This is a genomic window from Streptomyces sp. E2N166 (assembly GCF_003671715.1).
Taxonomy (GTDB): domain Bacteria; phylum Actinomycetota; class Actinomycetes; order Streptomycetales; family Streptomycetaceae; genus Streptomyces; species Streptomyces thinghirensis.
The window spans coordinates 120,758-146,874 of record NZ_RAIF01000025.1 but is presented as its reverse complement, the minus strand read 5'-3'; the positions used below and the strand labels follow the sequence as shown (position 1 = coordinate 146,874).

Below are 26,117 nucleotides of genomic sequence, written 5' to 3'. Positions count from 1 at the left end.
CCTCCACCGAAGGGAACCAAGACCGTGATCACCCCCGCACCGCCCGCACCGCCCTCCCGCCCCGCACACCCCGCCCTCCGGCTGCGTCTGGCGCCCCTGGGCCGTCCGCCGCGCCGCCTCGACGGAGCGTGGTGGCCGCGCTCGTACGACCTCCTGACCGAGCTGCCGCAACTGCTCGCCGCACTGCCCCGCGCTTGGGGCCACATCGCCGGTGTCACGGTGCACGGCGGGGCCTGGTCGGCGTCGCCGGGCCGGATGCTCGTCTGCAACCAGGTCGTGCGGCTGCGAAGGAGCGTCGCCGGGCACGCCCCGGACACCGTCGTCCTGATCGCCCCCGGCCACGGACGCTGGGACCTGCTGGTGGTGCCGCCCGATACCGACGACGAGGCCGCCGAGCCGCTCATGGCCGGGGCGGTGGGCGGCCTGGAATAGCGCGGACGAAGGCCACGAGGCCGTGCCCGGGCCGTCGGCCCCCGCGGCCGAACCGCCGGCCTGATCACCGCGTCGACCGAGCGTCCCGGCCCTGTCACGCGGATCGGTCTCGACTACGACGCCCGGGACGTACTGCCCACCCGGATGACCGGCGCCGTGACAGCGCGCCACCCGTCGGCGCGGCCACGGCGGCGTGACCCGGATGCCGGTGGGTCAGGTCGGGGTCGTCGTCCAGTGCCGCAGGAGTGCCAGTTGTTCGTCCCTGGTCGGGGCGACGTCCTCGGGCTCGTCCCGGCGCCAGGTGAGGAGGTTCTCGACGGGCGTGGCGCCGGTGGCGAGGCGGGTGCGGGAGAGGGCGTGCTCGTCCGGGGTGTGGATGCCTCCGGGGGCGGCGGCCAGGGCGGTCGCCTCGATCGGGCCGTCGTTCTCGGTCTCCACCCGCACCGTGAAGGCCGGCGGCTGTTCGCCGTCGCCGGTGACCAGGACGACCAGCGAGTCGAACGCCATCGAGGCCAGCCGTCGCGCCGTGGAGCGCACGGCCACGTCCTGTACGTCGATGCCGCCGACCAGGTCCCAGGACCAGAAGCGGCCGCCCTGGTCCGACCCCAGGGTCTCGACCCCGTCCTTGGTCAGCCGTACGCCGGGCGCCGTACCGGTGGGTTCGGCTCCCACGTACACGCAGTCCTCGGTGATCCAGAACAGGCCGACCACGGCCATGCGCGCCTCCCACAGCGGTACAGGTGTCGCTGTGGGAGACGGTCGTGGCCGTGCGGTAGTTCCCCGGTTCCCGGGGTCATGCCACCGGCGTCGTCGGGCCCACCAGTTCCGTCAGGACGTCCTCCATCGTCACGAAGCCCAGGACCGCGCCCGTCTCGCCGGTGACGGCGGCCAGGTGGCTGTCCTCGGTGCGCAGGGCGGTGAGGGTGTCGTCGAGCGGGGTGTCGATGCGGACCCGGGTGACCCGGTGCAGGGCAGCACGCGGGAAGGGACGGCCGCGGTCGGTGAGACCCAGGGTGTCCTTGATGTGCAGGTAGCCGAGGACGGTGCCGCCGGGGCCGGTGACCGGGAAGCGGGAGTAGCCCGCCTCGGCGGCCATGCGCTCCAGCTCGGCCGGGGTGACCGTGTGGTCGACCGTGCGCATCTTCGGGGCCGGGACCAGGATCTCGCCGACCGGGCGGGTGCCCAGTTCCAGCGCGTCGCGCAGGCGCTCGCCGTCGGCCGGGGTGAGGAGCCCGGCCTCGCTCGCGTCGACGACCATCCGGGCCAGCTGGTCGTCGGTGAAGACGGCCTCGACCTCGTCCTTCGGCTCCACCCGCAGCAGCTTGAGGAGCGTGTTGGCGAAGGCGTTGATGCCGAAGATGACCGGCTTCAGCGCCCGGGTGAGGGCGACCAGCGGCGGGCCGAGGACCAGCGCGGTGGCCGCCGGGGCGGCCAGCGCGATGTTCTTCGGGATCATCTCGCCGATCAGCATGTGCAGATAGGTGGCGAGGGCCAGGGCAATCGCGAAGGCGATCGGGTGGACCAGCGCGTGCGGCATGTGGACCGCCTCGAAGACCGGCTCCATCAGGTGCGCGATGGCCGGTTCCGCGACCGCGCCGAGCACGAGGGAGGAGACGGTGATGCCGAGCTGGGCCGTGGCCATCATCGCGGAGATGTGTTCCAGGCCCCACAGGGTCATCCGGGCGCGCTTGTCACCCGTCTTCGCGCGCGGCTCGATCTGGCTGCGGCGTACCGAGATCATGGCGAACTCGGCGCCGACGAAGAAGGCGTTGGTCAGCAGCGTCAGGGCGCCGATGAGGAGCTGTACGACGGTCATCGGGCCACCTCCGGCTGCCGGTCGGCCGAGGGGGCCGGCGCGGGTGCGGTGACCCGCAGGCGGTCGGCGCGGTGGTGGTCGACGTCGAGGACGTCCAGGCGCCAGCCGTCCAGGTCGATGACGTCACCCTTGGCGGGGATGCGTGCCAGGTGGGTGGCGACCAGGCCGGCCAGGGTCTCGTACGGCCCGTCCGGTGCGGTCAGGCCGATGCGCGCGAGCCGGTCCAGGCGGAGCGAGCCGTCGGCCTCCCAGGCCGTGCGGCCGTCCGTCTCGGCGGGGGCGGGCAGCAGGTCCGGTATCTCGACCGGGTCGTGCTCGTCGCGCACCTCACCGACGACCTCCTCCACGATGTCCTCGACGGTCGCCACGCCCGCCGTACCGCCGTACTCGTCGATGACGACGGCCATGGTGCGGGTCTGGCGCATGCGCTCCAGGAGGCGGTCGGCGGGCAGGCTGTCCGGCACCAGGAGCGGCGCGGTGGCCAGCTGGGTGACGGGGGTGACGGTGCGCCGCTCCGGCTCCAGGGCCAGGACGTCGCGGATGTGCACGGTGCCGATGACCTCGTCCAGGCTGTCCCGGTAGACCGGGAAGCGGGACAGGCCGGTGGCGTGCGAGAGGTTCGCGGCGTCGGCGGCGGTGGCTTGGGCCTCCAGGGCCTTGACGTCCACGCGCGGGGTCATGACGTTCTCCGCGGTCAGCTCGCTCAGGTGCAGGGTGCGCACGAACAGCTCGGCCGAGTCCGCCTCCAGGGCGCCCTCGGCGGCCGAGTGCTGGGCCAGGGCGACCAGTTCCTCAGCGCTGCGGGCGGACGCCAGCTCCTCGGCCGGCTCCAGGCCGAAGCGGCGCACGAAGCGGTTCGCGGTGTCGTTCAGGTGCCGGATGAAGGGGCCGAACGCGGTGGTGAAGCCGCGCTGCGGGCCCGCGACGACCTTCGCGACGGCCAGCGGGCGGGAGATCGCCCAGTTCTTCGGGACCAGCTCACCGACGACCATCAGGACGACGGTGGAGACGACGACGCCGAGCACGGTCGCCACCGTGGACGCGGCAGCGCCCAGGCCGATCGCCCGCAGCGGGCCGCGCAGCAGCACCGCGAGGGACGGCTCGGCCAGCATGCCGATGACCAGCGAGGTCACGGTGATGCCAAGCTGGGCGCCGGAGAGCTGGAGGGTCAGGGACCGTACGGCCTTCAGGGCGCCGTCGGCGCCGCGCTCACCGGACTCGGCGGCACGCTCCAGGTCACCGCGCTCGACGGTGGTGAGGGAGAACTCGGCCGCCACGAAGAGGGCGCAGGCCAGGGTGAGGAGGAGGGCCAGCAGGAGCAGCAGGACCTCGGTCACCGTGCCACCCCGCTTCCCTCACGCACATACGGCGCACGCGCGCACAGGAAGGACTGCGGGCCGGCCATGGCACGGCCGGTACTGGGAGGCTCCATTACGGAACGGGACTCCTTAACGGGGTCGGGGGCGCCGGTACCAGCTGGGCGCCCGAGGTTTCCCTCTCATGGTAAAGGACGAGCAAAAGCATGGGGAGTCCTCAATGTCCTCGGACCCCTATGCTTCTACTCGCCTGTAGAGAACTGCCGGACGGTTCCGGTTGTTCCCCGGACGAACGTGCGAACGAACGTGAAGGAGTGAACGCCTCGATGGTGTTCAAGCGGCTGCTCGGTTCCCTCGGCGTGGGTGGGCCCTCGCTGGACACGGTCCTCGACCCGGGCGCCGCCCGGCCGGGGGGCGCGCTGCCGGGCCGGGTCCATCTCGTCGGCGGCACCGCCGACCACGATGTCGAGCACGTCGCGCTGGAACTGGTGGCCCGCGTCGAGGCCGAGCAGGGCGACCACGGGGAGGGCGAGGGCGTCGTCGTCTTCGGCCGGCACACGGTCGGCGGGGGTTTCCGGCTGGCGGCGGGCGAGCGGCGCGGCGTGCCGTTCACGGTGCCGCTGCCCTGGGAGACGCCGGTCACCGAGCTCTACGGGCAGCCACTGGGCATCGTGCTCGGCGTGCGCACCGAGCTGGCGGTCGCCGGCGCCCGGGACAAGGGCGACCTGGACCAGGTGACCGTGGCGCCCCTGCCCGCCCAGGAGGCGGTCCTGGAGGCCTTCGGGCAGCTCGGCTTCGGCTTCCGCTCCGCCGACCTGGAGTACGGCCGTATCGGCGGCACCGGGCAGCAGCTGCCCTTCTACCAGGAGATCGAGCTCACCCCGCCCCCGCGGTACGCCGACCAGGTCAACGAGATCGAGCTGACCTTCCTGGCCGTGGCCGGCGCCCTTGAGGTGGTCCTGGAGGCGGACAAGCGCGGCGGCCCGTTCTCCGACGGCCACGACGCCCTCAGCCGCTTCACCGTCCCCCACGAGGGACCGGCCGGGCCGCAGGACTGGAACGCCCTCGTCGACGGCTGGGTCCGGGAGCTGGTCGAGCACCGGGCGTCCTACGGCTCACACGCCGTGTACGGGCACGAGTCCGGGGCCCTGTCCGGCGGTTCCGGCCCCGGCACCGCCGTCGCGGCGGGCGCGGCCGGGCTCGCGGTGGGGGTCGCCGGCGCGATGGTGGCGGCCGAGGCCGTCGACGAGGTGGGGGACTTCTTCGAGGACGAGTCCGAGAACGGTTCCGAGGACGGCTTCGGGGACGGCTTCGGGGACGACGGGGACGCCTGATAACTTCTACAAGGGTGTAGAACCTCGCCCCTCTCGACCCGTACGGAGTTCTCATGGCCCTGTGGGACCGCTTCAAGGAGTCCGCGTCGCAGATGCAGACGCAGCTCGTGGCGAAGAAGAACGACCTCAAGAGCGGCGCCTTCCGCGACGCGAGCATGGCGATGTGCGCGCTGGTCGCCGCCGCCGACGGCAGCGTCGACCCGTCCGAGCGGCAGCGCGTGGCCCAGCTGATCGGGACCAACGAGGTGCTGCAGAACTTCCCCGCCGACGACCTGCGCCGCCGCTTCGAGGCCAACCTGGACAAGCTGACCGCCGACTTCGCCTTCGGCAAGGTCGGCGTCCTCCAGGAGATCGCCAAGGCCAAGAAGAAGCCCGCCGAGGCACGGGCCGTCGTGCAGATCGGCATCGTGATCGGCGGCGCCGACGGGGACTTCGACAAGGACGAGCGGGCCGTGGTCCGCGAGGCGTGCTACGCCCTGGACCTGCCGCCGCACGAGTTCGACCTCTGAGGCCGCCGCCCAGGCCCAGGCCCTGGCCCTGGCCCCCGCCGACTTTGCCGTAGATTCCGTGCGGGCCCGTGCCGCGGGCCCGCACCGTACGCCCACAGGGAGCGCCGTGTTCGGACTGAGCGAGCTCGCGATCATTCTCATCGTCGTCATTGCCGTTCTCGCCGCCAAGAAGCTCCCCGAGCTGACCCGCTCGGCGGGCAAGTCGGCCCGCATCCTCAAGGCCGAGGCCCGCGCGATGAAGGACGAGGAGCGGACGGCGCCGGAGGACCGGGAGGCGCCGCGCGTCATCCGGGGTGAGGCGGTCCGCCGCGAGGGCACCGGGGACGGCGGGCCCGCGGCGCCCACTTCCCAGGGCTGAGCCACCTCACCTCACGCGTCGGCCACGCGGCCGCCACCGCGTGTGCGGTGCGGGCCCGTCTCCCGCAGGACGTCGCCCAGTTCGGCGGCGGTGAGCGAGGGGGCGGGCAGGGGCGGCGGAAGCGGCGCGGTGCGCAGGCCGCCGAGGAGCAGGGCCAGGGGGCGGCGCCAGGCGTCCGGCGCGGTCGCGGCGCTCAGGGACTCCCCCGTGCACGCCACCGCGTTCCGCTTCGCGGCCGAACCGCTGGGGCCGGGGCGCGCCAGGTTCGCCGCGGGCGACTCGGTGCTCGGCTCCCTCACCGCCGCCTCCCGCGGCCCCGGGCACTTCTCCGGCCCCGACCGCTTCGACATCGGCCGCCGGACGCAGGGCCACCTCGGCTTCGGCCACGGCCTCCACCACTGTCCCGGGGCCCCGCCTGCCCGCGTCGAGGCCACCGTCGCCGTACGGCTGCTCCTCGGGCTCGCCCTCGCCGCCGGCCCGGCGACGCCCACCTGGCGCACCAGCACCCTGCTGCGGGGCCCGGCGGAACTGCCGGTGCGCCTCGGCTGACCGCCGGCCACGTCCCGAGCGGCTCAGGACGGGTCCTCCGGTACGGCCGACAGCAGGCTGTGCACGACCGGTCCCGCCGAGCCGCCGCCGGTGACGCCCTCCTCGACGACGACGGCGACGGCCACGTTGCCGCGGTGGGCGACGAGCCAGCCGTTGTTGTCCTGGTCGTCGGAGACCTCGGCGGTACCGGTCTTCGCGCCGATCTCGCCGGGCAGGTCGGCCAGGACGTGCGCGGTGCCGTCGGTGACGGTGGCCCGCATCAGCTCGCGCAGCTGGGTGACGACCCCGCCGGGGAGCGGCTCGGTGCGGGTCTCGTCCTCGTTGCCGGCGGTGACGGACGGCTGGTGGAACTCGCCGGAGACCGCGGTGGCCGTCACCGACGCCATGATCAGCGGGTTGGCCTGGACCCGGCCCTGCCCGATCATCGACGCGGCCTTCTCCGTCTCGTCCTTGGGCACCGGCACGGAGCCGTCGTACGTCGGGATGCCGATGTGCCACTCCTGGCCCACCCCGAAGTAGGTGCGGGCGACCTTCCCCAGCTCCCCCTCGTCCAGCTTGCCGCGCAGGCTGATGAACGCGGTGTTGCAGGACTCCGTGAAGTCCTTCCGGAAGGTGGCGCCGGGGTACTCGGACGTCTCGACGTTGTGGAACTCCTTGCCGACGGTCAGGTACTTGGGGCAGTCCACGACGTCGTCGGGCTCCACCGCGCCCTTGAGCAGCAGGGCGCTGCTGGTGACGATCTTCCAGGTGGAGCCGGGTGCGTAGGTGCCGGAGGCGGCGCGGTTGAAGCCGGTGGAGGGGGAGTTGGCGAGGGCGAGGACCTCGCCGTTGTCGATGCGCAGGGCGACGAGGGCGGCGTTCTCGCCGTCGGCCTCGGTGAGGGCCTGTTCGGCCGCGGACTGCCAGGTGGCGTCCAGGGTGGTGCGGACGGGCCTGCCGTCCGTCGCCGGGTCGGGCTTCTTCCCGAAGGCCGCCTCGGTGCGCACGGTCTCGCCGGTGGCCCGGTCGATCAGCTCGACCGCGCCTCGCGGTCCGCCACCGGTGCTGTCGGCGAGCCGTCCGAGCAGTGGAGTCAGGGACGGGTACTCGCCGCCCGAGAGGGAGGTCCCGTCGCGGTCCGTGACGTTCGGCGGGGTCGTCTCCTCGCGCTCCAGCCGGAACTTCTCCGTGTCGCTCAGCCGCGGGTGCACCAGGGACAGCCGCCAGTCCACCTTCCAGCCGCCGTCGTCCTGTTCGCGCAGCGGCAGTCGCGACTCGTACGTCCAGGTGCCCAGGCCCGTGATCGGCATCTTCGCGGTGAAGGGGACGCCGAGGGTGCCGTCCTCGGCCTCCTTCGCCTCTCCCGCCGCCGTCAGTCGCGGCCTGCCGATGTCGAGGCCCGCGGTGAAGCTCTGCAGCACCTCCTGTGCCGTGCCGGGTCTGGTGGTGCGGCCGGCCGCGCTCGGCAGGCGCCCGGCGGCCCAGTCGGCGAGGAACGCGCGCGCCTGCTTCATCGCGGCGGGGTCGGGACCGTCGTCGCCGCGTGCGAAGGGCCCGACCCCGGCGGCGTACGAGCCGCCCGCGGCGATGGCGAGCACGACCCCCACGGCGGCGACGGCCCGCACACCGTTGCGCGGCCCGCGGCGGCGCGGAGGGGTGAAGTAGGGAGAGTCCGGCATCAGGGTTCCTGTCTGTGGGTCGGGCCTGTGGGCCAGGTCTGTGAGTCGGATCTGTGGGCCAGGTCTGTGCGTCGGGTCTGTGCGTCGGGCCGCGTCGTCTCGGTCAGCCGGCTGCGAAGAAGTCGAGGATCGTGTCGGTGGCGTTCAGGGCCTTGCTGGTGGGGCCGAACCCCTTGGGCGGGGTGACCGACGAGCCCGGCCAGGTGTGACCGGCGTCCTCGACGACCAGGAGCTGGACGGTGGCCTCCCGGCCGCCGCCGGAGGCATCGGAGGCGTCGGGGGCATCGGAGGCCGCCTCCGTCAGGCGCCAGACGGTTCGGTCGTAACCCTTCGCTTCCTCCGTGACCGGTTCGCCCGCGCCGCCCGCCGCCGCGAACGCCTCCGCGCTGTCCCGGGCGGACAGGCTCGGGAGGATCGGCTCCTCGGGGTCCGGCGGCGGGGAGGGCCAGCCCGCGAGGGGGCGTACGGGGTCGTCGGCGCCGTAGACGACCATGACGGGGACGGGCCCGGTGGGCCTGACCGCGGCGGCGCCCGCGGGCAGTTGCCCGGAGACCGAGGCCGCTCCCGCCAGCAGGCCGGGACGCTCGGCGGCCATGCGCAGCGCCATCGAGCCGCCGTTGGAGAATCCGGCGACGTAGACCCGCTCGGGGTCGGCCCGCTCGGTGCGCACCAGGTGCCTGATCAGTGCCTCGGTGAACCGCACGTCGAGGTCGGGATCCGGGCGCCGCTCGGTCGCCTGCCTGCCCGCGCCCCAGCCGTTGTCGAGCCCCTCGGGGTAGGCGACCAGCATGCCGCGGGCCCCGGCGGCCTTCTCCAGCCGGCTCTTCTCGCGCATCCCGGCGGCGTCGGCGCCGCGGCCGTGGAAGGCGATGACCAGGGGCCTCGGGCCGTCGGCGGCGGGCCGGTGCAGGAGGTACCGGCGGGTGTGGCCGTCGGCCCGCAGCCAACCGCGGACCGCCTCCGGTGCCGCGGATGCCGTGGCACCGGGCGGGGACGTGCTGCTCACCGATGGCGCCGAGTCCGGGCGCCCGGACTCGCGGCCCCCGGACTCGGTGGCGCAGCCGGCCAGGGGGAGGGTGAGGGCCAGGGCGAGCGCGGCGGGCCACCGGCGCGGGCTGGACGAGAGGTCGCGGAAGGAGCGCATGCCCCGAGGACAGCAACCCGACCGGCCCCCTGTCCAAGATTGATATGGATGTCTGATCGATCAATCCCCGATATGATTACTGGTCGTGGACCTGGTGCGGCACCTGGAGTGCTTTGTGGCTGTTGCAGAAGAGTCACACTTCGGGCGTGCCGCCGCCCGCCTCGGCATGGCCCAGCCGCCCCTGTCGCAGCGCATCCAGCGGCTGGAGAAGGAGTTGGGCGTCCGGCTCTTCGAGCGCACCAGCCGCCAGGTGGCCATCACCGAGGCGGGCACGCTGCTGCTCGCCGAGGCCCGTGAGCTGCTCGCCCGCTCCGAGTCCTTCCGGGCCGCCGCGCGCCGTATCCGGGACGGCGAGACCGGCCTGCTGCGCGCCGCCCTGTCACCGGACATCTCCGGCGAGACCGTCGCCGCGCTGCTGGCGGACTTCCGGCGCCGGCACGCGGGCCTCGAACTGGAGCTGCACGAGCTGTCCACCGCCCAGCAGCTCGCCGCCTTCGCGGCGCACGAGCTGGACGTCGGCCTCATCCACCACCCCTGCGACGTCACCGGCCTGGAGCTGGGCCCGGTCCTGCGCCGCGACCTCGGCGTGCTGTTGCCGCGCGGGGCCGCCCAGGCACGGCTCGACGAGGTGCCGCTCGCCGCCCTCACCGGCTACGACCTGGTCCTCTTCCCGCGCGCCGGCGCCCCCGCGGTCTACGACGACCTGCTCACCGCCTGCGCGCGGGGCGGCTACACGCCCGCCGCCGTACGGCACGGCCAGGGCGCCAGCTTCGTACGCGGACTGGTGCTGTCGTCCGGGGCCGTCGCCCTTGGCCCCAGCGACACCCAGCTCGCCGCCCCCGCCGACGGGCACCTGGTCTGGCGTCCGCTGGCCGGGGCGCCGCTGGCCTGGCGGCACTCCGTGGCCTGGCCCAAGGGACGCGGCGACGCCGCCGTCGGCGCCTTCGCGGACGCGGCCACCCACGCCCTGCGCACCACGGCCGGCGCCCGCCCGGAGGCCCCCTCCCGGCCACTGCACCTTCGCCCGGCATCGGAGTTCTGGCTGTGACCGACATCGTTACCGGACGCCTCCAGGCCGCCTTCGCCGACGCCGGGGTCACCGGGTGGCTGCACGCCGTCGACATCGACTCCGGCGCACAGGTCGAGACCGGGGCGGACCAGGCGGTGTGCACGGCCAGCGTCCACAAGGTGTGTGTGCTGGTGACGCTGCACGAGCTGGCGGCGGCCGGGGCGCTGGACCTCACCGAGCAGGTCGAGTGCCCGCCGGCCGGACGCACTCCGGGGCCCACGGGACTGGCGGCCATGCTGGACCCGGTCCGGCTGTCGCTGCGCGACGCGGCGTTCCTGATGATGTCCGTCAGCGACAACACCGCCGCCGACCTGCTGCTGCGCCGGGTCGGTCTGGACGCCGTCAACCGCACCACGGACCGGCTGGGCCTCACCCGCACCCGGGCGGTGTACGGCTTCGGCGAGATGCTCGGCACCATGCGCGAGGACGCCGGGCCGGCCGGTGCCCGGGCGCTGACCGACCCGCACGTCATCACCCGGCTCCGTGCCCTGGATCCCGCCCGCACCAACCGCAGCACGCCCCGTGACATGACCCGCCTGCTCACCGCCCTGTGGCGGGACGAGGCGTGCCCGCCCGAGTACGGCGCCGCCGCGCGCCGCGTCATGGGACTCCAGGTCTGGCCGCACCGCCTGGCATCGGGGTTCCCCTTCGACGACGTCCACGTGGCCGGCAAGACCGGCAGTCTGCCGACCCTGCGCAACGAGATCGGCGTCGTCGAATACCCCGACGGCGGCCGCTACGCCGTGGCCGTCTTCACCCGTACCGCCCACACCGCGGCCGTCCTCCCGGCGGCGGACGCGGTGATCGGCACGGCGGCCCGGATCGCGGTGGACGCGCTGCGGGCACCGTGAGGCGGCGGGTCAGCCGTCGTTGTCCCGCCAGCGACCGCCGCTCGGCGCCGAGTCGAAGCGGGTCGCCGCCGACGCGTTGCCGCTGAAGTCGTTGCCGGAGACCCGGCCGCCGGTCCAGGTGGCCTCGTGCGCGATCCACAGGGCGTGCGTCTGGGTGCGCGGGTGCCCGTCGTCCCGGACGCGGTTGCCCTGCACGTACGGGTGGGCCACGGCGGCCGCGGCGGTCAGGCCGGTGCGCGGGGCCGGGGAGTCCGGGATGCGGTAGGCGGCGCCGGGCCCGGGGGTGCCGCCCGGCCAGGCCGTCTGCGCGCCGGGGCGCTCGGGGGCGAGGGTGAGTTCGGTGGCGGTGTTGTCGGTGACCACGACGGTGACTTCGGCGCCGGCCCCGGCGCTCCGGGTGCCGACCGTCAGCCGCTTGCCGCGGTGGCCGCCCGGAAGCCAGTCGGCGTTCTCGTCGGTCAGGGACAGCGGCCCGCAGTGGACGCCCGCGCCGCCTCCCCGGGCCTCCGGCGCGGCGCGGCGGCCGTTGTTCCGGATCCGGTTGCCGTAGACCGCCGGTTCGTGCAGCGGGGCGTCGACGCGGATGCCGTCCAGGGCGTTGTCGTGGATGTCGTTGGACTCCAGGACGATGTCCGTGGCGGGCTCCTGGTCGCCGCCTGCCAGGTTGTGCTGCCAGTAGCCGTACCGCCCGTTGCCGCTGACGCGGTTGCCGCGGAACGCGTACGGACCCGGGGTGTTGCCGAGTGCGATCCCGTCGCCCACGTTGCCGTCGAGGACGCACCCGGTGACGATGCCGCCGCGGCCGCCGACGCTCGTCGTGCCCTGCGCCGACACGTCGAACCCGGCGACGTGGTTGCCGAGCATCGTGCAGCCGGTGACCAGCAGGCCGTCGGCGCCCCAGTCGGAGATGCCGTAGCGGTTGCCCTCGGTGTGGCAGGCGGTGACGCGGATGCCGCGGGGCGGGGCCCAGTCGTCCTGCTGGAGTTCGAGGAAGATGCCGTTGGTGCCGTTACCGGTGGCCGTGCAGTCGGTCACCGCCAGCCGTTCGACCGGCCCCCAGCCGCCGACCCCGATCCCGATGCCCGCGCCGCCCATCTTCTCGCCGGGGTCCTGCCGCCCGCACCGTTCGGCCAGCACGCCCTCGACGACGGTGTCCTGGAGGAAGTCGCACCCGAAGCCGGTGGCGGCGGTGTCGTGGATGTACAGGTCGGTGAAGCGCCCGCGCAGTACGTACTGGAGGCCGAGCCCCTTGGCCAGCACCTCGTAATCCTCGGTCTCCACCCCGGAGCCGTCGATCTCGAAGTGGGCGAAGGTGACGTCGGCGATGTGGTTGTCCCGCCCGGCGCCGTGCTGGGCGGTGGTGAACCAGGCCAGCGGGACCGGCCGCGTCGGGGCGCCCGGGTTGGCGAGCGCGAAGCAGGTGGCCCCGCGTCCCGCGCCGATCAGCGAGACGCCGCTGCGCCAGAGCACGGGCCGGTCCCGGATCACGTACCGCCCGGCGGGCACGCGCACGGTGCGCGGCCGTCCGTCGGCGGCGGTGGCGTCGCCCAGCGCGTCCACCAGCTTCTGCAACGCCGGCCGGTCGTCGGCGGTGCCGTCCCCGGCCAGGCCGTAGTCATGGGCGTCGGCCGTCAACGGCGCGGTCATGGGGCGCTCCTTCCACCGGCGGCACGAGGGAGGCGGCGGGCTCGGGGGCCATGGGCTCGGGGGCCGCGCCGCCGCAGTGTGCCGGGTACCAGCCACCGGCCGCTCTCAATCACGGCGAACGCTCGCGCAAGCCCTCGGGAGAGCACTCCGGACATTCCTGGCGCTTTATCTCATTTGGGGGTACATAATCAGAACATGAGTACGGCAACGTATGAACTGCTGGCCGCGTCCTCGCACGCGCTCAACCTGACGATCGCCTTCATCGGCGGGCTGGTGATCGCCGGCGCGCTGATCTGGGCCGTACGCATGGGCATGGGGGTCATGGAACGCGAATCCGAACGCCCGCACGCCGACGAGCACGGCAAACTCCCCGCGACCGGCGCCGTCCACGAGGAACGGGAGGCGCGGGAACCCGACGAGATCCCGCTCGCGGCGGACGGAAGCCCACGGCTCATGCCCTACCAGCTCCACCACTCGGGCAGCCGCCGGGGCGAGGACCAGAGCCGCCAGCGCTGGCTGCCGGGATCGAGCGGCTCCTTCGGCAGCGGCGGATCGGGACACGTGTGACCCGGCCACCCGACGGGCTCCCGCCCCGGAGCGGGTAGCCCGCGGCCGGCGGGAGCCCCCGTTCGGCCGAACGCCGGTGTGCGCGCCGGCCTCCGCGGACCTTCACTGGAGAGGTCCCGCGTGCTCTCGCGGGACTTCTGCTCCCCAGGTCCCTGGAGGCGACATGGCCGGTCACCGGGTGCGCACGGCAGTCGGCGTGGTGGTGCTGGCGGGCGCCGTGCTGACCGGCTGCTCCGACGGCGGCGGCGACGGTGAGGCGCCGTCGGACGCGGGCAGCGCCGCGGCCAGCCGGGCCGCGTCGGCCGCGTCCTCGCTGGCCTCCCAGGGCGCGGACGCCGTGGCGTCGGCCACCGCGGAGGCCGGACGGTGGCTGGAGGAGATCCAGGAGGGCGCCGACGTCAAGGGCGACGTGCGGCTGGGCGACCCGAGGACCGATGCCGAAGGGCGCACCACCGTCGAGGTCACCGTCCGCAACACCGCCGACTCGACGAAGTCCTTCGCGGTGCAGGTGAACTACACGGACCCCGGCGGCACCCTGCTCGACACGGCCGTCGTCACCGTCTCCGACGTCCCCGCCGGAAAGACCGCCCGGGCCACCGCCCGCAGCAGCCACGACCTGTCCGGGGACGTGCGCGCGGCGGTGGCCCGGGCGGTGCGCTACTGACCCGCATGAGCGGCCCGGGCGCCGACGCCGCCGAGACCACGGGCGGAGGCGTTCCCGGCGCGGGCGCGCTGCGGATCTCCGAGTGGGCGGGGGACGGCCAGAGCTGGTGGAGGGCGAGGAGCAGCCGCTCGGAGCGGGCATGTGCTTCCCCGTCGCGCCCGACGTCTGCCTCCCGGACCGCCGCGGCGTCCGCATCGGGGACGTCGTGACCCGCACGGAGGTCGGGGGCCGCCGGCTCAGCACCGCCTCGCGCGAACTGGCGATCGTGGTCTGACCGCCGCCGGCCCCGCTCATCCCCGCGGAGCGGCTAAAGCGCCAGCCACACCGTCGTGTCCGGGCCCAGGCGGCCGTCGTCCAGCGGTGCGCTGCTCAGCAGCACCTCGCCGGCCGGCAGGTCGACCGTCGTGCCGGAGAGATTGGTGACGCAGCGCCACCTGTCCGAGCGGTCGAACCGGAGGACCCCGGCCGGGACGTCGTCCGCCCAGGTCAGCGACTCGCCGTCGAGCAGCTTGCGGCGCAGGCGCAGAGCCGTGCGGTACAGCTCCAGGGTCGAGCCCGCCACGCCGTCCTGGGCCTGGACGGCGTACGACGCGAAGTCCGGCGGCTGCGGCAGCCACGCCGCGCCCGTGCCGAAGCCGTACGACGGTCCGCCCGTCGTCCACGGCAGCGGCACCCGGCATCCGTCGCGGCCCTTGCGGACGTGCCCGGTCTGCTCCCAGATCGGGTCCTGGAGTACCTCGGTGGGCAGGTCGGCCACCTCGGGCAGGCCCAGCTCCTCGCCCTGGTAGACGTACGCCGAGCCGGGCAGCGCCAGCATCAGCAGCGTCGCCGCGCGGGCCCGGCGCAGACCCGCCCGCTCGTCGACGGCCGGCGCGTGGCCGCCGGAAAGCAGCCAGGCGTCGGTGTCGGTGTCCGGCGGCAGGACCAGGCGGGTGGCGTGGCGCACCACGTCGTGGTTGGACAGCACCCAGGTCGCCGAGGCACCGGCGGCGTGCGCGTCGGCCAGGGAACCGGTGATGATCTCGCGCAGCTCCGCCGCGTCCCAGCCGCCCTGGAGGTACTCGAAGTTGAACGCCTGCCCCAGCTCGTCCGGGCGGGCGTACAGCGCGCGCCGGGCGCCCGGCACCCACGCCTCGGCCACCGCCATGCGGGGCGGGGTGTAGGCGTCGAGGATCTTGCGCCAGTCGCGGTAGACCTCGTGGACGTCGTCGCGGTCGTAGAACGGGTGGGTGCCGGGGGCGAACTCCGCGAGCGCCGCCTCGCTGCTCAGCTCGGGGGAGCCGAGGTCGCGCAGCGGCTCGGTCAGGTCCTTGACCAGTGCGTGCGCCACGTCGACGCGGAAGCCGTCGACGCCCCGGTCGCACCAGAACTTCAGCGTGGTGCGGAAGTCGGCGCGGACCTGCTCGTTCTCCCAGTTCAGGTCGGGCTGCTCGGGTGTGAAGAGGTGGAGGTACCACTGTCCGTCGGGCACCCGCTTCCAGGCGCTGCCCCCGAAGACGGACTGCCAGTCGGTGGGCGGGAGTTCCCCGCGCTCGCCGCGGCCGTCACGGAAGACGTAGCGGTCGCGGGCCGCGGTACCCGGGCCCGCCGCCAGGGCCTCCCGGAACCACGCGTGGCGGTGCGAGGTGTGGTTGGGGACCAGGTCGACGATCACCTTCAGGCCCAGCCGGTGGGCTTCGGCGGCCATCGCGTCGAAGTCGTCCAGGGTGCCCAGGCGCGGGTCGACGTCGCGGTAGTCGTCGACGTCGTAGCCGCCGTCGGCGAGTTCGGACGGGTAGAACGGACTGAGCCACAGGGCGTCGACACCCAGGGTCGCCAGATGGGTCAGGCGCTGGGTGACGCCGCGCAGGTCACCGAGCCCGTCGCCGTCGGCGTCGGCGAAGCTGCGGGGGTAGACCTGGTAGATGACGGCCTGCCGCCACCAGTTCGGGTCCTTGGACGAGAGGTCGGGCGTGCTGGTGGTGCTGCGTACGGTCACGCGGTCTCCTTCGCGATGCGTGCGGGCGACACGAATAGATCTGTCCACATCACCCGAAAAGCGAACCCGCGCGCCCGCGACGCGCCGGTGCGCTACCCGCCGGTGCGCTCGACCGCCCCCAGGTACAGCTTCACGTACCGCGCCACGTCCACCTCCAAGGCGACGTCCACCAGAGGCTGTTCGCGGGTTCCCTCGTGCAGTTCGGACTCCCCGGGGCGGACCCGCCGGTCGACGAGGGTCTGGCCGCGGGCCGGCCCCGGTGCCAGGGACACCTCGACGGGCAGCCGGTGCGTGGTCAGGCCCTCCGGGTCGAGCACCGCGCAGACCGCGCCCGCGTCGCCGAGGCCGCCGCCGGGGTCGGACTCGTCGGTGGCGGGGCCGCGGTGGGCGAGCAGCTCACCGGCGAGCCGGGTGCCGGGCTCGGCGCTCGCCCGCAGACGGCGTACGTCCGGCCCCGGGACGATCACCCGCTGGAACACGTCCAGCCCGTACATCGTGATCGGCACCCCGGCGGTGAGCAGGATCGCGGCGGCCTCCGGGTCGTGCCACACGTTGAACTCGGCGACCGGCGTCGCGTTCCCGGTGGCCACCGCGCCGCCCATGAACACGATCCGCTCGATGTTGGCGGTGACCTCCGGGTGGGTGCGCAGCAGCAGCGCGATGTTGGTCGCCGGCGCGGTGGGGACCAGAGTGACCGGCCGCGGGGCGGCGAGGATCTCCCGGCGCAGCAGGGTCACCGCGTCGACGTCGACGGGGGCGCGGGTGGGCGCGGGCAGACCGAGGTCGCCCATGCCGTCGTGCCCGTGCACGTGCCGGGCGGTGCGCACCCCCTCGATCAGCGGGCGCCCGGCACCCCGGGCGACGGGGACGTCCGGGGCGCCGACCTGCTCCAGCACGGTCAGGGTGTTCCGTACGACCCCCTCCACGTCGGTGTTCCCGGCCACGCAGGTGACGGCGCGCAGGTCGAGCCCCGGGTGGCGGACCGCCAGCAGCAGGGCCAGCGCGTCGTCGATGCCGGTGTCGCAGTCGATGATCACCGGGATGGGCTGCCGGTCGTCGGAGGCGGTCGTCACTGCGAGGGCTCCTCGGGCTCGGTGGGGGGGGCGGATCCCGGTGACCCTACGCGGGCTCACGCGGGTTCCCACAGCTCGGGGCCGCGTGCCCGCACGCGGCCGTCGATCCGCCGCAGCAGTTCCGCGCCGGACACCCGCCCGGGCCTGCGCCCGTCCCGCAGCCGTACGTCCGCCAGGTCGCCGCCCGCCGCCTCGCGCGCCCCGATCACCGCCTGGTACGGCACCTTGCGCGCCGCCCGGACGCGGGCGCCGAGGGTCCCCCGCTCCGGTCCGGCGACCTCGGCGCGCAGCCCCAGATCACCGGCGCGCCGTACGAGGTCGTGCGCCGGGTCCCGCTGCTCCGCACCGATCGGCAGCACCACCAGCTGCACCGGCGCCAGCCACGCCGGGAATGCCCCGCCGTGCGCCTCGATCAGGTGCGCGACCACCCGCTCCACGCTGCCGATGACGCTGCGGTGCACCATGACCGGGCGGTGGGCGGCGCCGTCGGGGCCGGTGTAGCGCAGGCCGAAGCGTTCGGGCTGGTGGAAGTCGATCTGGACGGTGGAGAGGGTGGACTCGCGCCCGGCGGCGTCCGCGACCTGCACGTCGATCTTCGGTCCGTAGAAGGCGGCCTCGCCCTCCACCGCCTCGTACGGCAGCCCCTCCAGGGCCTCCTCCAGCAGTGCGGTGGCCCGCCGCCACAGCTGCGGGCCGGCGACGTACTTGCCGCCCGGGCCGGGCAGCGAGAGGCGGTAGCGGGCGGCCCGGATGCCCAGGTCGGCGTGGGCGCGGCGGATCAGGCCGAGGGCGGCGCGGGCCTCGGCGGCGGCCTGGTCCGGGGTGCAGAAGATGTGCGCGTCGTTGAGGTGGATGGCCCGCACGCGGGTCAGGCCGCCGAGCACGCCGGACGGTTCGGAGCGGTACATGGCGCCCAGCTCGGCGATCCGCAGGGGCAGTTCCCGGTAGCTGTGGGAACGGGAGCGGTAGACCAGGGCGTGGTGGGGGCACAGGCTCGGGCGGAGCACGACCTCCTCGGCGCCCAGCTCCATCGGCGGGAACATGTCGTCGCGGTAGTGCTCCCAGTGGCCCGAGATCTCGTACAGCTCGCGTTTGCCGAGGACGGGCGAGTACACGTGCCGGTAGCCGGCCCGGCGCTCCGCCTCGCGGACGTACTCCTCCAGGGTGTGGCGGACGACCGCCCCGTCGGGCAGCCAGTACGGCAGGCCCGCGCCCATCAGGGGGTCGGTGCCGAACAGCCCGAGTTCGCGGCCGAGCCGCCGGTGGTCGCGGTCGTGGGCGGGCGCTGGTGCGGGTGCCTGGGCGGGGTTTCGGTCCTGGTCGTGCACGGTGGTCTCCTCCGGACGGAGGGCGAGCACCACGCGAAGAAGCCCCGGGGCGCTCGCCCCGGGGCTTCGGACTTCTGCTCAGCAGTCAGCGCGCCGGGACACTCCCCGGCGTCGTCATCGGGAAATGGCGCGCGCGCTTCATGGAACGGGACGGTACTGGCGGGCGCACGCCGCCGCGAGCCGTTTTTCGCCGGGCGCCTCACCCGGACGGCCCCACACGCTGGTGGCGGGGCGGGGGCGGTGGTGCCGTGGAGGGTGCGACCGGCCGGATCCTGAAACGGCGCCGGTCGCCCCGGCCCGCCAGGAGGCACCTGTGCAGCATGCCCCCGCCGCCCGTCCCCTGCTCGTCTCCGCGCTCTCGGCGGCACTGACACTGACGGCGGCCGCCTGCTCCGCGGGCGGCCGGGCGGCGGAGGGGCCCGTCGGGACAGCGCCCGCGACCGCGCGGTCCCCGGCCACGCTCCCCTCGCCCGCCGTGCCGCCCGCGCTCACCCGGGGGCAGGCGCGGGCCGCCCTGATCACGGAGGCCGACCTGGGGGAGGCGTGGGAGCCGACACGGGGCGCCGCGACCTGGCGGGACCGGGTACTGAAGGCCACCGCCGAGCGGGCCGACTGCGGGCGGCTGCTGGACGTCCTCTACACCGAGGAGCTGTTCGGCGGCGCCATCGCCCCCAGGTCCACGGCCGCCCTGGACGACGCGGCCGGCGGGGCCCAGCTGCACTACCGGATCATCTCGTACCGCGCGGCCGACATCGACAGGGCGCTGACCTGGCTCGGGACGCTGCCGGACACGTGCGGGCGGTTCACGGCCCGGGCCGCCCGCGGCACCGCCCTGGACGTCCGGGTCACCGACCTGGCACCGCCGGAGGCGGGAGACGCCCGGCAGGGCCTGCGGGTGACGGTGAACGCCGAGGGTGCCGTCCTCACCGTGCACCTCGTCGCCGTACGCGTGGGCGACGACGCGATCAGCCTCACCAACGGCGCCCCCGGCGAACCGGACGAAGCCGCCACCCGGACCGCCGTCGAGGTCGGGACGGAGCGGCTGACGGAGGCCCGGCGGCAGGGGCGGGCACAGGTCTAGCGAACGGACGGACCGAGCCCGGCCGGCGTCGGCGACGCCCGCGATCGATACACCTAGTGGTCGCGGTCGAAGCGCCGGCGGTGGGCGAGGACGTCGCGGGCCACGTCATGGGCGGTGCGGCCGCACACGAACGCGTCGGCGCGCAGGCGGGCCAGGGCCTCGTCGGCACCGACCCCCAGCTGGGCCATGATCATGCCGACGGCCCGGTAGACCTCGTCGTGGTCGCCGGCCAGCTGGTCCAGCCAGGTCTCCTCCCCGCGCGGCAGCGCCATCAGCGCCGTCGTCATGCCGCCGGCCACGAGCCGCGCCAGGCTGAGCTGCGGTCCGGCCAGCGGGCCGGGGGTGTCCCGGTAGAGGTCGAGGGTGCCCAGGCAACCGGCGGCACCGCCCAGCGGCAGCGCGTAGACCGCCCGTACGCCGACGGCCGTCGCCTGCTGGGCGAAGACGGGCCACCGGCCGGCGTCGGCAGCGGCCGTCAGATCGCAGGCGAGCACCGGGGCGCCCGACTCGGCGGCGCTCACACAGGGGCCGTCACCCAGCGTGGCCTGGAGCTCGGCCAGGTACGTCGCCCAGTCACCGCTGGCGCACAGCCGTACCGGCACGCCATCGCCGCGCAGCGACGCGCTCGCCCCGGTCACCGGCAGCAGCCGCACGGCCGTGAGACACAGTCGTTCCGGCACCTCGTGCGGCGGGGCGCCCCGTACTTGTGCGGCGATCACCTCGGCGGCGCGTGCTCCGTCCGAAGACCACCCGGATTCGTCGCTGGGCCGCATGCGCACCGCCTCCTTCACTCACGCGGCCGCAGGCTCGACTACCCGTGCCCGACCGGGGGAAACCAGGGCGCGCCGCAGGTCGTGGACGGGGGCTCAGCGCTTCTCGTAGGGGTTCGCGGGCTGCTCCACCCGGCGTACGTCCGTCGCGTCGAGGACCGGCGGCCAGGCCGCGTCCGAGCCGGGCCCGCCCTCCGGGTGCCAGCCGCCGGTGACCGTGACCCACGTGTCGACGGGCGGGGCGCCGGCCCTGCGGATCTCGGCCTTGCCGGTGGTGGCGTCGGCGGCGCAGCAGGAGACGAGGAGCCTGGTGACGTACCAGGTGCCGTCCTCGCCGTGGGTGACGAAGCCGGTGAGGCGGACGGTACGGCCGGTCAGCGACCGTTCGCTGTCGTAGAGCGCGCGGGAGCCGAACTCGGCGAGAGTCAGCTCCACCGGGTCCCCGGACGGCAGCGCCGGGAAGGTGCCGACCCCCTGCGCGGCGCGCTGCGCCGCCTCGCGGCCCGCGCTGTAGGAGCCGAGCGCGGGCGGCGGGAACAGCAGCAGGGCGAGGGCGGGCAGGGTGAGCAGCCAGGCGACGCGGGGACCGGCGGGGCCGTGACTGTGGCCGTGGGCGTCGGCCTCCTCGTCCGCCTCCCCGTGTTCGCGCCCGGCGAGGGCCGTCGCCGCCGCGAGCAGCACCAGCACCGCCCCGGACACGATCAGGTACGGCCGCAGCCCCGGCTGCACGTACCGCAGGTAGAGGTCGCCGAAGAGCGAGATGCGCAGTACCGCCGCGCCGGTCAGCGCGAGCAGGACCGCCGGTCCGTACCGCCTCACAGCAGCCACCACCCCACCAGCACGCTGCTCGTCACGGCCACCACCCAGGTCACCGACGCGAACCGCACCGCGAAGGCCCGGCCGAAGGTGCCCGTCTGCAACGCGATCAGCTTCAGGTCGACCATCGGCCCCACCACCATGAACGCCAGCCGCGCGGTCGGCGAGAACCCGCTCAGCGAGGCGGCGACGAACGCGTCCGCCTCGCTGCACACGCACAACACCACCGCGAGGACCGCGAGCAGGAGCACGGACAGCCAGGCGGAGTCGGTGAAGATCTCCAGGACGGAGCGCGGCACGGCGACGTTGAAGGCGGCGGCCGCGCCCGCGCCGACGACGAGGAAGCCGCCCGCGTGCAGGAAGTCGTGCCGCAGGCCGGAGACGAAGCCGGTCCAGCCGTACGACGACGCTCCGGGCGCCGTACGGCTCTTCGGCAGGCGCAACCACTCGTCCTTCCCGAACCGGACCCACAGCCAGCCCATCACCACCGCGGCCGTGAGCGAGGCGAGCAGGCGGGCGGCGACCATGGCGGGCTGTCCGGGGAACGCGATCGACGTGGCCACCAGCACCACCGGGTTGATCGCGGGCGCCGACAGGAGGAACGCGAGGGCCGCCGCCGGGGCGACCCCGCGCCGCATCAGGCTCCCGGCCACCGGCACCGACGCGCACTCGCAGCCGGGCAGCACCACCCCCGCCGCCCCCGCCACGGGCACGGCGAGGGCCTGGTTGCGGGGCAGGAGGCGGCTGAAGGCGCGCTCCGGCACGAACGCCCCGATCGCCGCCGATACGACCGTGCCGAGCAGCAGGAAGGGCACGCCCTGGACGACGACGGCGGTGAACACCGTCCACCAGGCCGCCACCGGGGGTGTGTAGAGGTCGAGCGCCAGGACCGGGCCCAGTACCGAGACCACGGTGGCGACGGTGAGCAGCGCGACGCCGCCGAGCACGGCGTACACCAGCGCGCGCACGGCGAGCCGCACACCGTCGGCCACGGTCCGTCGGTCGTCCATGTTCCTCGCACCCCGCTCGTCCCCGCCCCCGCCGCCATGCTGACCGGCGCCGCTGTGCACAGCCCAGGATTCCCTACAGCGGCGGCTGTGCGGGCGCCGGGCCCAGGGTCGTCGTGCCGGGTGCCGTGCGGTGTCCGAGGCCGGTGCGGTAGGCGTCGAGGGCCGCCTCCACCCGGCCGGTGCGGCGCAGCAGGTCGCCGAGGAGCCGGCACAGGTCGGCCAGGTCTCCGGCGGCGCCGGCCCGTTCCAGCAGGCTGAGGGCGCGGACGTAGTGCTCCTCGGCGGCCTCGGTGTCCCGGGCGTCCTCGGCGATGATGCCGAGCAGCCGGTGCGCACCCGCGGAGTGCACGGCGCCGCGCTCGGAGGAGAGGTCGTCCAGTACCCCGTGCAGCAGTTCCGCGGCCTCCTCGGACTTGCCGCGCCGGTGCAGTACGTCGGCCAGTTCGACGGCGACCTGGCTGCTGTAGAGGGCGGCGCGGGTGGCGGAGAGCATCCCGAGGGCCTCTCGCATCTCCTCCTCGGCGCGCGGGAGTTCGCCGTTCTGGGCGCAGACGTAGCCGCGCATCCAGTGGCAGTTGGCCAGCTCGGTGCGGAGTTGCAGCGTGCGGTACAGCTCGGCCGCCTTGGCGAGCGAGGCGTCGGCCTCGGCGAGGCGGCCCTCGGCGAGCAGGGTGCGGGCGACGGAGCGGTGCATGCGGGCCACCAGCGCGGGGTCTCCGGCGCTGGGGGCGAGGGAGAGGGCGAGTTCGGCGGCCTGGGCGGCGCGCGCGTGGGCGCCCATGTCCATGTACGGGCCGATGGCGCTGGCGTAGAGCAGGAGCAGCGCGTCGGGGTCGTGCAGGCCGCCGCGGTTCAGCTCGTCGAGGGTGGTCTCCAGGAGGTAGACGGCGTACCTCAGTTCACCGGCGAGGTAGTGGGCGAGGGCGCGTCCGCGCAGGGCCGGGACGCGGGCGGGCAGCGGGGCGCCGACGTCGGCGAGGCACCGCTCGGCCCGCTCGAAGTACTGCCGTCCGGCGGTCAGCTCCCCGGTCTCCACGGCGCACTCCCCGAGTCCCAGCAGCGCGGCGGCCCGTTCCTCGGGCAGCTCGTGGGTCTCGGCCTCGGCGAGCAGTTCGGAGTACTGCCCGGCCGCCTGTTCGGCGCCGTCGGTGGCGAGGGTGCGCCGCGCCTCGGTGAGCCTGAGCCGCAGATCGGTGGCGAGCCGGGCCGGGCGCCCGGTGGCCAGCTCCTCGTAGCCGACGCCGAGACGTTCCGCGAGATGCCGCAGTGCCTCGTCGGAGGGGCGGACGCGGCCGGCCTCCAGGGTGGAGATGTAGGCGGGGGTGTAGGCCGGTTCCGCGAGCTGGCGCTGGGTCAGCCCGCGCTCGGCCCGCAGTCGCTGCACCCGGCGGCCGATGGCCACCCGGTCGTCACGGTCCCCCACTGCCAACTCCCCCTGCGACTCTTGCCGTTCGACTCCGACGCCTTTAGGTTAAACCGCGGATTAAGCGCGCTTAACAGCGCTTGGCACAATCCCGTACGATCCCGCAGAGGACACCGTGCCCGAACACACACGCACCGCCGAACGTTACGCCAGAGCCCTCGCGGCGGCCGTCGCCGCCGTGGCCTGCCTGCTGCTGGCCGCGAACGCGGGACCCGCGGGCACGGCACACCCGCCGGCGCCCTCCCCGGCGGGGGACACGACCGCGGTCACGGACTCGTCGGTCACGGACTCGCTGGTCACCGTGAGCCGCTGAGACGGTCGGCCGGTGCTGCCGTCAGTCCGGCAGGGCGCGTCCGAGGGCCTCGTCCAGTCGCCGGGCCAGTTCCGCGTCACCCGGCGGGTCGTCGGCGAAGAGGGCGCCCAGCTCCGTGGTGAAGGTCTGGGTGAAGGCGCCGTACAGCGGGGTGCGGGGGCGGTGCACCGCCTCCCGGAGGGCGGGGAGCAGGATGTCACGGGCGTACTCCGGGCGGCCGGCCGCGTCGCGGGGCACGGTGTCGGCGCTCTCGCCGGTGGGCGTCGCGGAGGGCGTCGCGGCACCCACCGCGCACGTCACGGCGTCGTCCGTGTAGGCGGAGGTGCGCGTCGCCGCGAAACCGGCGTCCAGCAGGCAGCGTTCGCTCTCCTTTCCGGTCAGGTACCGGATCAGGTCGGTCGCCTTGGTCCTCCGCTGGGACGCCGCGGTCACGGCGAGGTTCTGGCCGCCGAGCACGGCCCGCCCCGGCAACGCGGTCACCCCGAGCCGGTCGTCCTCGGGGAACGACTGGTGCAGGGCGGGATACACGTACGGCCAGTGCCGCAGGAAGGTGGTGCGGCCGGCCCCGAAGTCGCCGAGGGACGCCGCCTCGTCGGAGTGGAAGGCGTCCGGGAGCACGTACGAGGCCTCGGTACGGCGGCGCAGCTCGGTGATGCCCTCCGTCAGCTCCTCGACGGTGGCGTCGTACTCGCCGTCCTCGTCCGTGAGCGTGAGGTCCGGTACGGCCGACGCGAACGCCTCCACGGCGTTGACCGTCCGCCCCTCGTACGCGGCGAGCTGGGTCGTCCAGCCCTTGTCGTAGCCGTCGGGCTTGTGGTCGCCGACGGCGTTGATCAGCTTCTTCAGCTCCGGCCAGTCCAGGCCGCCCGTCAGGTCGGTCTGCTCGACGTCCGCCTGGCCCAGGTGGTCGCGCCGGTAGTAGAGCAGACCGACGTCGCTGTTGAAGGGAGCGGCGTACACCTTGCCGTCCCAGCGGGCGGTGCTCGCGACGGGCGCGATGACGTCCTCGTCGAGCAGCGACCCGGGCAGCGGGCCGATCAGGTCCGCGGCCGCGAACTCCGGGACCCAGGTGACGTCGAGGTTGACCACGTCGTAGGCGGCGCTGCCGGACTGGAGCGCGCCGAGCAGCTGGCTGCGCTGTTCGTCGGCGTTGCCGGGGAGTTCGACGAGCCGGGCACGGTAGCCGGTGCCGGCCTTCTCCTGCCCGGCGTTCCAGGCGTCGATGAGCCGCTGGCGGATGCCGTTCTTGCCGGTGACGTCGCGGCCGCTGGCGACCACGATGTCGCCGGGCACGTCGGCGGAGGGGGACGCCGCGGGCCCGCTCCCGCCACCACCGCTGCACGCGGTCGGCACGAGCAGGAACAGCAGGAACAGCAGGAACAGCGGGGCCAGCAGCCTCGCCTGCCGTCGCCGGGACTGTCGCCGAAGCGGTGCTCCGCGCATCACGCCTCCCCCGTTCCGGTGCGGGCGACCTCGTCGTGCAGGGCGGCGCCGAGATCGTCGTCGGCGTCCAGGCAACGGCCGCCGCTCGCCTCGGAGATCCGGGCGTCCGGCTTCCCCTCGTCGCAGCCGCCGCCCTTCAGGGAGACCATCGCGATCGGCACGTCCCTCGCACGCGCGAGGGCCAGAAGGCTGCCGAAGCCGTCGTCGGCGAGCCGGTCCGCGTCCTCGTCGTCGGTGACGAAGACGATCAGGCCGGGACGCTCGTCGTCGGCGTCCCGCACCTCCAGGGCTTCCAGCGCGGCCCGCAGCGCCCCGCCGGGATCGGCCTCGGCGTCCCGGACCCCGGCCTCCCGGTCGATGGCGCGCTCGGCGTCCTTGCGGGTGTGCGGGCCGAAGGACAACACGGTTTCGTGGGTGTCCCCGCCGGTGTCCGACACCGCCCACACGGCGTACTCGTCCCGGTCACCGAGCCCGCCCAACGACTGTTTCAGCAGGCCGGGCCCACCGCTGGGGCCCTCCCACTGACCGGTCATCGAGCCGGAGCTGTCCAGCAGGAACAGCACGCGCCCGGGGCCGTTGGCACCCCGGTAGCCCTCCAGGGACGCCTCCATCGCGTCCCGTCCGGCGGACTCGGTCAGCGGCGACGGCGCCCTCAGCACCCCTTCGGCGACCTCGGTGGGGTCGAGCAGGGCACGGTTGCCGGTGGCCGAGCGGAAGCCGTCCCGGGCGAAGGCCGCCCTGCCGCCCTCGCCGGTGAGCCACTCCCGGAAGGCGCCCGCCTCGCGGTCGCGGTCGGCCGCGTCGCGGTCGGCGCCCTGCCAGCGGACGCGGACGAAGAGGGGTTCCAGACCCGGTACGTCGCCCGGGTACTGGGCCATGCGCGGGGTGCGGCGCGCGCTGTCGCAGCCGACGCCGCTCCTCAGGAGGAACTCGGGGACGAGAGCCGCGGTGCGGTTGTCGACGGCGTC

The 26,117-nt window shown here is 74.6% G+C and carries 25 protein-coding genes and 3 pseudogenes; 12 read left to right on the top strand and 16 right to left on the bottom strand.

Annotated elements, in window-relative coordinates; genetic code table 11:
• Positions 1 to 24: 24 nt before the first annotated feature.
• Positions 25 to 432 (top strand): DUF5994 family protein, encoded by a 408-nt coding sequence (locus tag EBH09_RS18675; RefSeq protein WP_345940941.1) that lies wholly within the window; start codon positions 25 to 27, stop codon positions 430 to 432.
• A 213-nt stretch (positions 433 to 645) separates the two neighbouring features.
• On the opposite strand, the gene EBH09_RS18670 is transcribed toward EBH09_RS18675, so the two are convergent.
• The 3 genes from EBH09_RS18670 to EBH09_RS18660 all read right to left on the bottom strand — a co-directional run bounded on the left by EBH09_RS18670 (position 646) and on the right by EBH09_RS18660 (position 3,585).
• The gene (locus tag EBH09_RS18670; protein WP_121748129.1) at positions 646 to 1,149 is read right to left on the bottom strand and encodes a hypothetical protein; all 504 of its coding nucleotides are present in this window, start codon (positions 1,147 to 1,149) and stop codon (positions 646 to 648) included.
• Positions 1,150 to 1,225: 76 nt separating this feature from the next.
• Entirely contained in the window at positions 1,226 to 2,248 is a 1,023-nt protein-coding gene (locus EBH09_RS18665) for a hemolysin family protein (RefSeq protein WP_121748128.1), read from the bottom strand.
• Positions 2,245 to 3,585 (bottom strand): hemolysin family protein, encoded by a 1,341-nt coding sequence (locus EBH09_RS18660; protein WP_121748127.1) that lies wholly within the window; start codon positions 3,583 to 3,585, stop codon positions 2,245 to 2,247. The genes EBH09_RS18665 and EBH09_RS18660 overlap by 4 nt, the downstream gene beginning before the upstream one ends.
• A gap of 305 nt (positions 3,586 to 3,890) precedes the next feature.
• Between EBH09_RS18660 and EBH09_RS18655 the strand changes: the two genes are divergently transcribed.
• The 3 genes from EBH09_RS18655 to EBH09_RS18645 all read left to right on the top strand — a co-directional run bounded on the left by EBH09_RS18655 (position 3,891) and on the right by EBH09_RS18645 (position 5,765).
• On the top strand, positions 3,891 to 4,898 hold the full coding sequence (locus EBH09_RS18655) for a sporulation protein (protein ID WP_193776394.1): 1,008 nt from the start codon (positions 3,891 to 3,893) through the stop codon (positions 4,896 to 4,898).
• Positions 4,899 to 4,951: 53 nt separating this feature from the next.
• A complete protein-coding gene (locus tag EBH09_RS18650; protein ID WP_121748125.1) occupies positions 4,952 to 5,407 on the top strand; it encodes a TerB family tellurite resistance protein in 456 nt (151 codons plus the stop codon).
• Between the two features lie 106 nt (positions 5,408 to 5,513).
• Positions 5,514 to 5,765, top strand: coding sequence for a twin-arginine translocase TatA/TatE family subunit (locus EBH09_RS18645; RefSeq protein ID WP_121748124.1), 252 nt, complete (start codon positions 5,514 to 5,516; stop codon positions 5,763 to 5,765).
• An 11-nt stretch (positions 5,766 to 5,776) separates the two neighbouring features.
• On the opposite strand, the pseudogene EBH09_RS18640 reads toward EBH09_RS18645, so the two are convergent.
• A pseudogene (locus EBH09_RS18640) lies at positions 5,777 to 5,965 on the bottom strand (TetR/AcrR family transcriptional regulator); the annotation flags it as partial.
• On the opposite strand from EBH09_RS18640, the pseudogene EBH09_RS18635 reads away from it, so the two are divergent.
• A pseudogene (locus EBH09_RS18635) lies at positions 5,955 to 6,314 on the top strand (cytochrome P450); the annotation flags it as partial. The pseudogenes EBH09_RS18640 and EBH09_RS18635 sit on opposite strands and share 11 nt — an antisense overlap.
• Positions 6,315 to 6,337: 23 nt before the next feature.
• Here EBH09_RS18635 and EBH09_RS18630 read toward each other — a convergent pair.
• Complete coding sequence (locus EBH09_RS18630; RefSeq protein WP_121748123.1) at positions 6,338 to 7,972, bottom strand: penicillin-binding transpeptidase domain-containing protein; 1,635 nt, start codon at positions 7,970 to 7,972, stop codon at positions 6,338 to 6,340.
• Positions 7,973 to 8,075: 103 nt separating this feature from the next.
• Positions 8,076 to 9,116, bottom strand: coding sequence for a PHB depolymerase family esterase (locus EBH09_RS18625; RefSeq protein WP_121748122.1), 1,041 nt, complete (start codon positions 9,114 to 9,116; stop codon positions 8,076 to 8,078).
• Between the two features lie 115 nt (positions 9,117 to 9,231).
• Between EBH09_RS18625 and EBH09_RS18620 the strand changes: the two genes are divergently transcribed.
• Together EBH09_RS18620 and EBH09_RS18615 are read left to right on the top strand one after the other, a co-directional pair.
• Positions 9,232 to 10,164: a LysR family transcriptional regulator gene (locus tag EBH09_RS18620; RefSeq protein WP_238697358.1), complete on the top strand. Its 933-nt coding sequence runs from the start codon at positions 9,232 to 9,234 to the stop codon at positions 10,162 to 10,164.
• The gene (locus EBH09_RS18615) at positions 10,161 to 11,036 is read left to right on the top strand and encodes a serine hydrolase (protein WP_121748120.1); all 876 of its coding nucleotides are present in this window, start codon (positions 10,161 to 10,163) and stop codon (positions 11,034 to 11,036) included. The genes EBH09_RS18620 and EBH09_RS18615 overlap by 4 nt, the downstream gene beginning before the upstream one ends.
• 9 nt (positions 11,037 to 11,045) lie before the next feature.
• On the opposite strand, the gene EBH09_RS18610 is transcribed toward EBH09_RS18615, so the two are convergent.
• Positions 11,046 to 12,683 carry a right-handed parallel beta-helix repeat-containing protein gene (locus tag EBH09_RS18610; protein ID WP_121748119.1) on the bottom strand — a complete coding sequence of 546 codons (1,638 nt, stop codon included), beginning with the start codon at positions 12,681 to 12,683 and terminating at the stop codon, positions 11,046 to 11,048.
• 195 nt (positions 12,684 to 12,878) lie between these two features.
• Here EBH09_RS18610 and EBH09_RS18605 point away from each other — a divergent pair, with 195 nt between their 5' ends.
• The 3 genes and pseudogenes from EBH09_RS18605 to EBH09_RS18595 all read left to right on the top strand — a co-directional run.
• Positions 12,879 to 13,250, top strand: a complete 372-nt coding sequence (locus EBH09_RS18605) for a DUF6479 family protein (protein WP_121748118.1) — start codon at positions 12,879 to 12,881, stop codon at positions 13,248 to 13,250.
• 163 nt (positions 13,251 to 13,413) lie between these two features.
• Entirely contained in the window at positions 13,414 to 13,914 is a 501-nt protein-coding gene (locus tag EBH09_RS18600) for an FxLYD domain-containing protein (protein WP_121748117.1), read from the top strand.
• A 97-nt stretch (positions 13,915 to 14,011) separates the two neighbouring features.
• Positions 14,012 to 14,188: pseudogene (locus EBH09_RS18595) on the top strand (peptidase M24 family protein); the annotation flags it as partial.
• A gap of 33 nt (positions 14,189 to 14,221) precedes the next feature.
• Here EBH09_RS18595 and EBH09_RS18590 read toward each other — a convergent pair.
• From EBH09_RS18590 to thrS, 3 genes are all read right to left on the bottom strand, one after another.
• Positions 14,222 to 15,892, bottom strand: coding sequence for a glycoside hydrolase family 13 protein (locus EBH09_RS18590; protein WP_121748116.1), 1,671 nt, complete (start codon positions 15,890 to 15,892; stop codon positions 14,222 to 14,224).
• 92 nt (positions 15,893 to 15,984) lie between these two features.
• Positions 15,985 to 16,965: a nucleoside hydrolase gene (locus tag EBH09_RS18585; protein ID WP_121748115.1), complete on the bottom strand. Its 981-nt coding sequence runs from the start codon at positions 16,963 to 16,965 to the stop codon at positions 15,985 to 15,987.
• 56 nt (positions 16,966 to 17,021) lie between these two features.
• A complete protein-coding gene (thrS, locus tag EBH09_RS18580) occupies positions 17,022 to 18,293 on the bottom strand; it encodes a threonine--tRNA ligase (protein WP_121748414.1) in 1,272 nt (423 codons plus the stop codon).
• 313 nt (positions 18,294 to 18,606) lie between these two features.
• Here thrS and EBH09_RS18575 point away from each other — a divergent pair, with 313 nt between their 5' ends.
• Positions 18,607 to 19,374, top strand: coding sequence for a hypothetical protein (locus EBH09_RS18575; protein WP_121748114.1), 768 nt, complete (start codon positions 18,607 to 18,609; stop codon positions 19,372 to 19,374).
• A 53-nt stretch (positions 19,375 to 19,427) separates the two neighbouring features.
• Here EBH09_RS18575 and EBH09_RS18570 read toward each other — a convergent pair whose 3' ends face one another.
• From EBH09_RS18570 to EBH09_RS18555, 4 genes are all read right to left on the bottom strand, one after another.
• The gene (locus tag EBH09_RS18570; protein ID WP_121748113.1) at positions 19,428 to 20,147 is read right to left on the bottom strand and encodes an ANTAR domain-containing protein; all 720 of its coding nucleotides are present in this window, start codon (positions 20,145 to 20,147) and stop codon (positions 19,428 to 19,430) included.
• Between the two features lie 93 nt (positions 20,148 to 20,240).
• Positions 20,241 to 20,963: a TIGR03943 family protein gene (locus EBH09_RS18565; protein ID WP_121748112.1), complete on the bottom strand. Its 723-nt coding sequence runs from the start codon at positions 20,961 to 20,963 to the stop codon at positions 20,241 to 20,243.
• Entirely contained in the window at positions 20,960 to 21,970 is a 1,011-nt protein-coding gene (locus EBH09_RS18560; RefSeq protein ID WP_121748111.1) for a permease, read from the bottom strand. Before EBH09_RS18560 ends, EBH09_RS18565 begins: the two co-directional genes overlap by 4 nt.
• A gap of 73 nt (positions 21,971 to 22,043) precedes the next feature.
• Positions 22,044 to 23,393 (bottom strand): helix-turn-helix transcriptional regulator, encoded by a 1,350-nt coding sequence (locus EBH09_RS18555; RefSeq protein ID WP_121748110.1) that lies wholly within the window; start codon positions 23,391 to 23,393, stop codon positions 22,044 to 22,046.
• Positions 23,394 to 23,508: 115 nt separating this feature from the next.
• Between EBH09_RS18555 and EBH09_RS18550 the strand changes: the two genes are divergently transcribed.
• The gene (locus tag EBH09_RS18550; protein ID WP_193776436.1) at positions 23,509 to 23,706 is read left to right on the top strand and encodes a hypothetical protein; all 198 of its coding nucleotides are present in this window, start codon (positions 23,509 to 23,511) and stop codon (positions 23,704 to 23,706) included.
• Positions 23,707 to 23,727: 21 nt separating this feature from the next.
• Here EBH09_RS18550 and EBH09_RS18545 read toward each other — a convergent pair whose 3' ends face one another.
• Both EBH09_RS18545 and EBH09_RS18540 read right to left on the bottom strand, forming a co-directional pair.
• The gene (locus tag EBH09_RS18545; protein WP_121748109.1) at positions 23,728 to 25,149 is read right to left on the bottom strand and encodes an extracellular solute-binding protein; all 1,422 of its coding nucleotides are present in this window, start codon (positions 25,147 to 25,149) and stop codon (positions 23,728 to 23,730) included.
• The coding region (locus tag EBH09_RS18540; RefSeq protein ID WP_193776393.1) for a vWA domain-containing protein at positions 25,149 to 26,117 on the bottom strand (969 nt) is incomplete at its 5' end. The genes EBH09_RS18545 and EBH09_RS18540, both read right to left, overlap by 1 nt.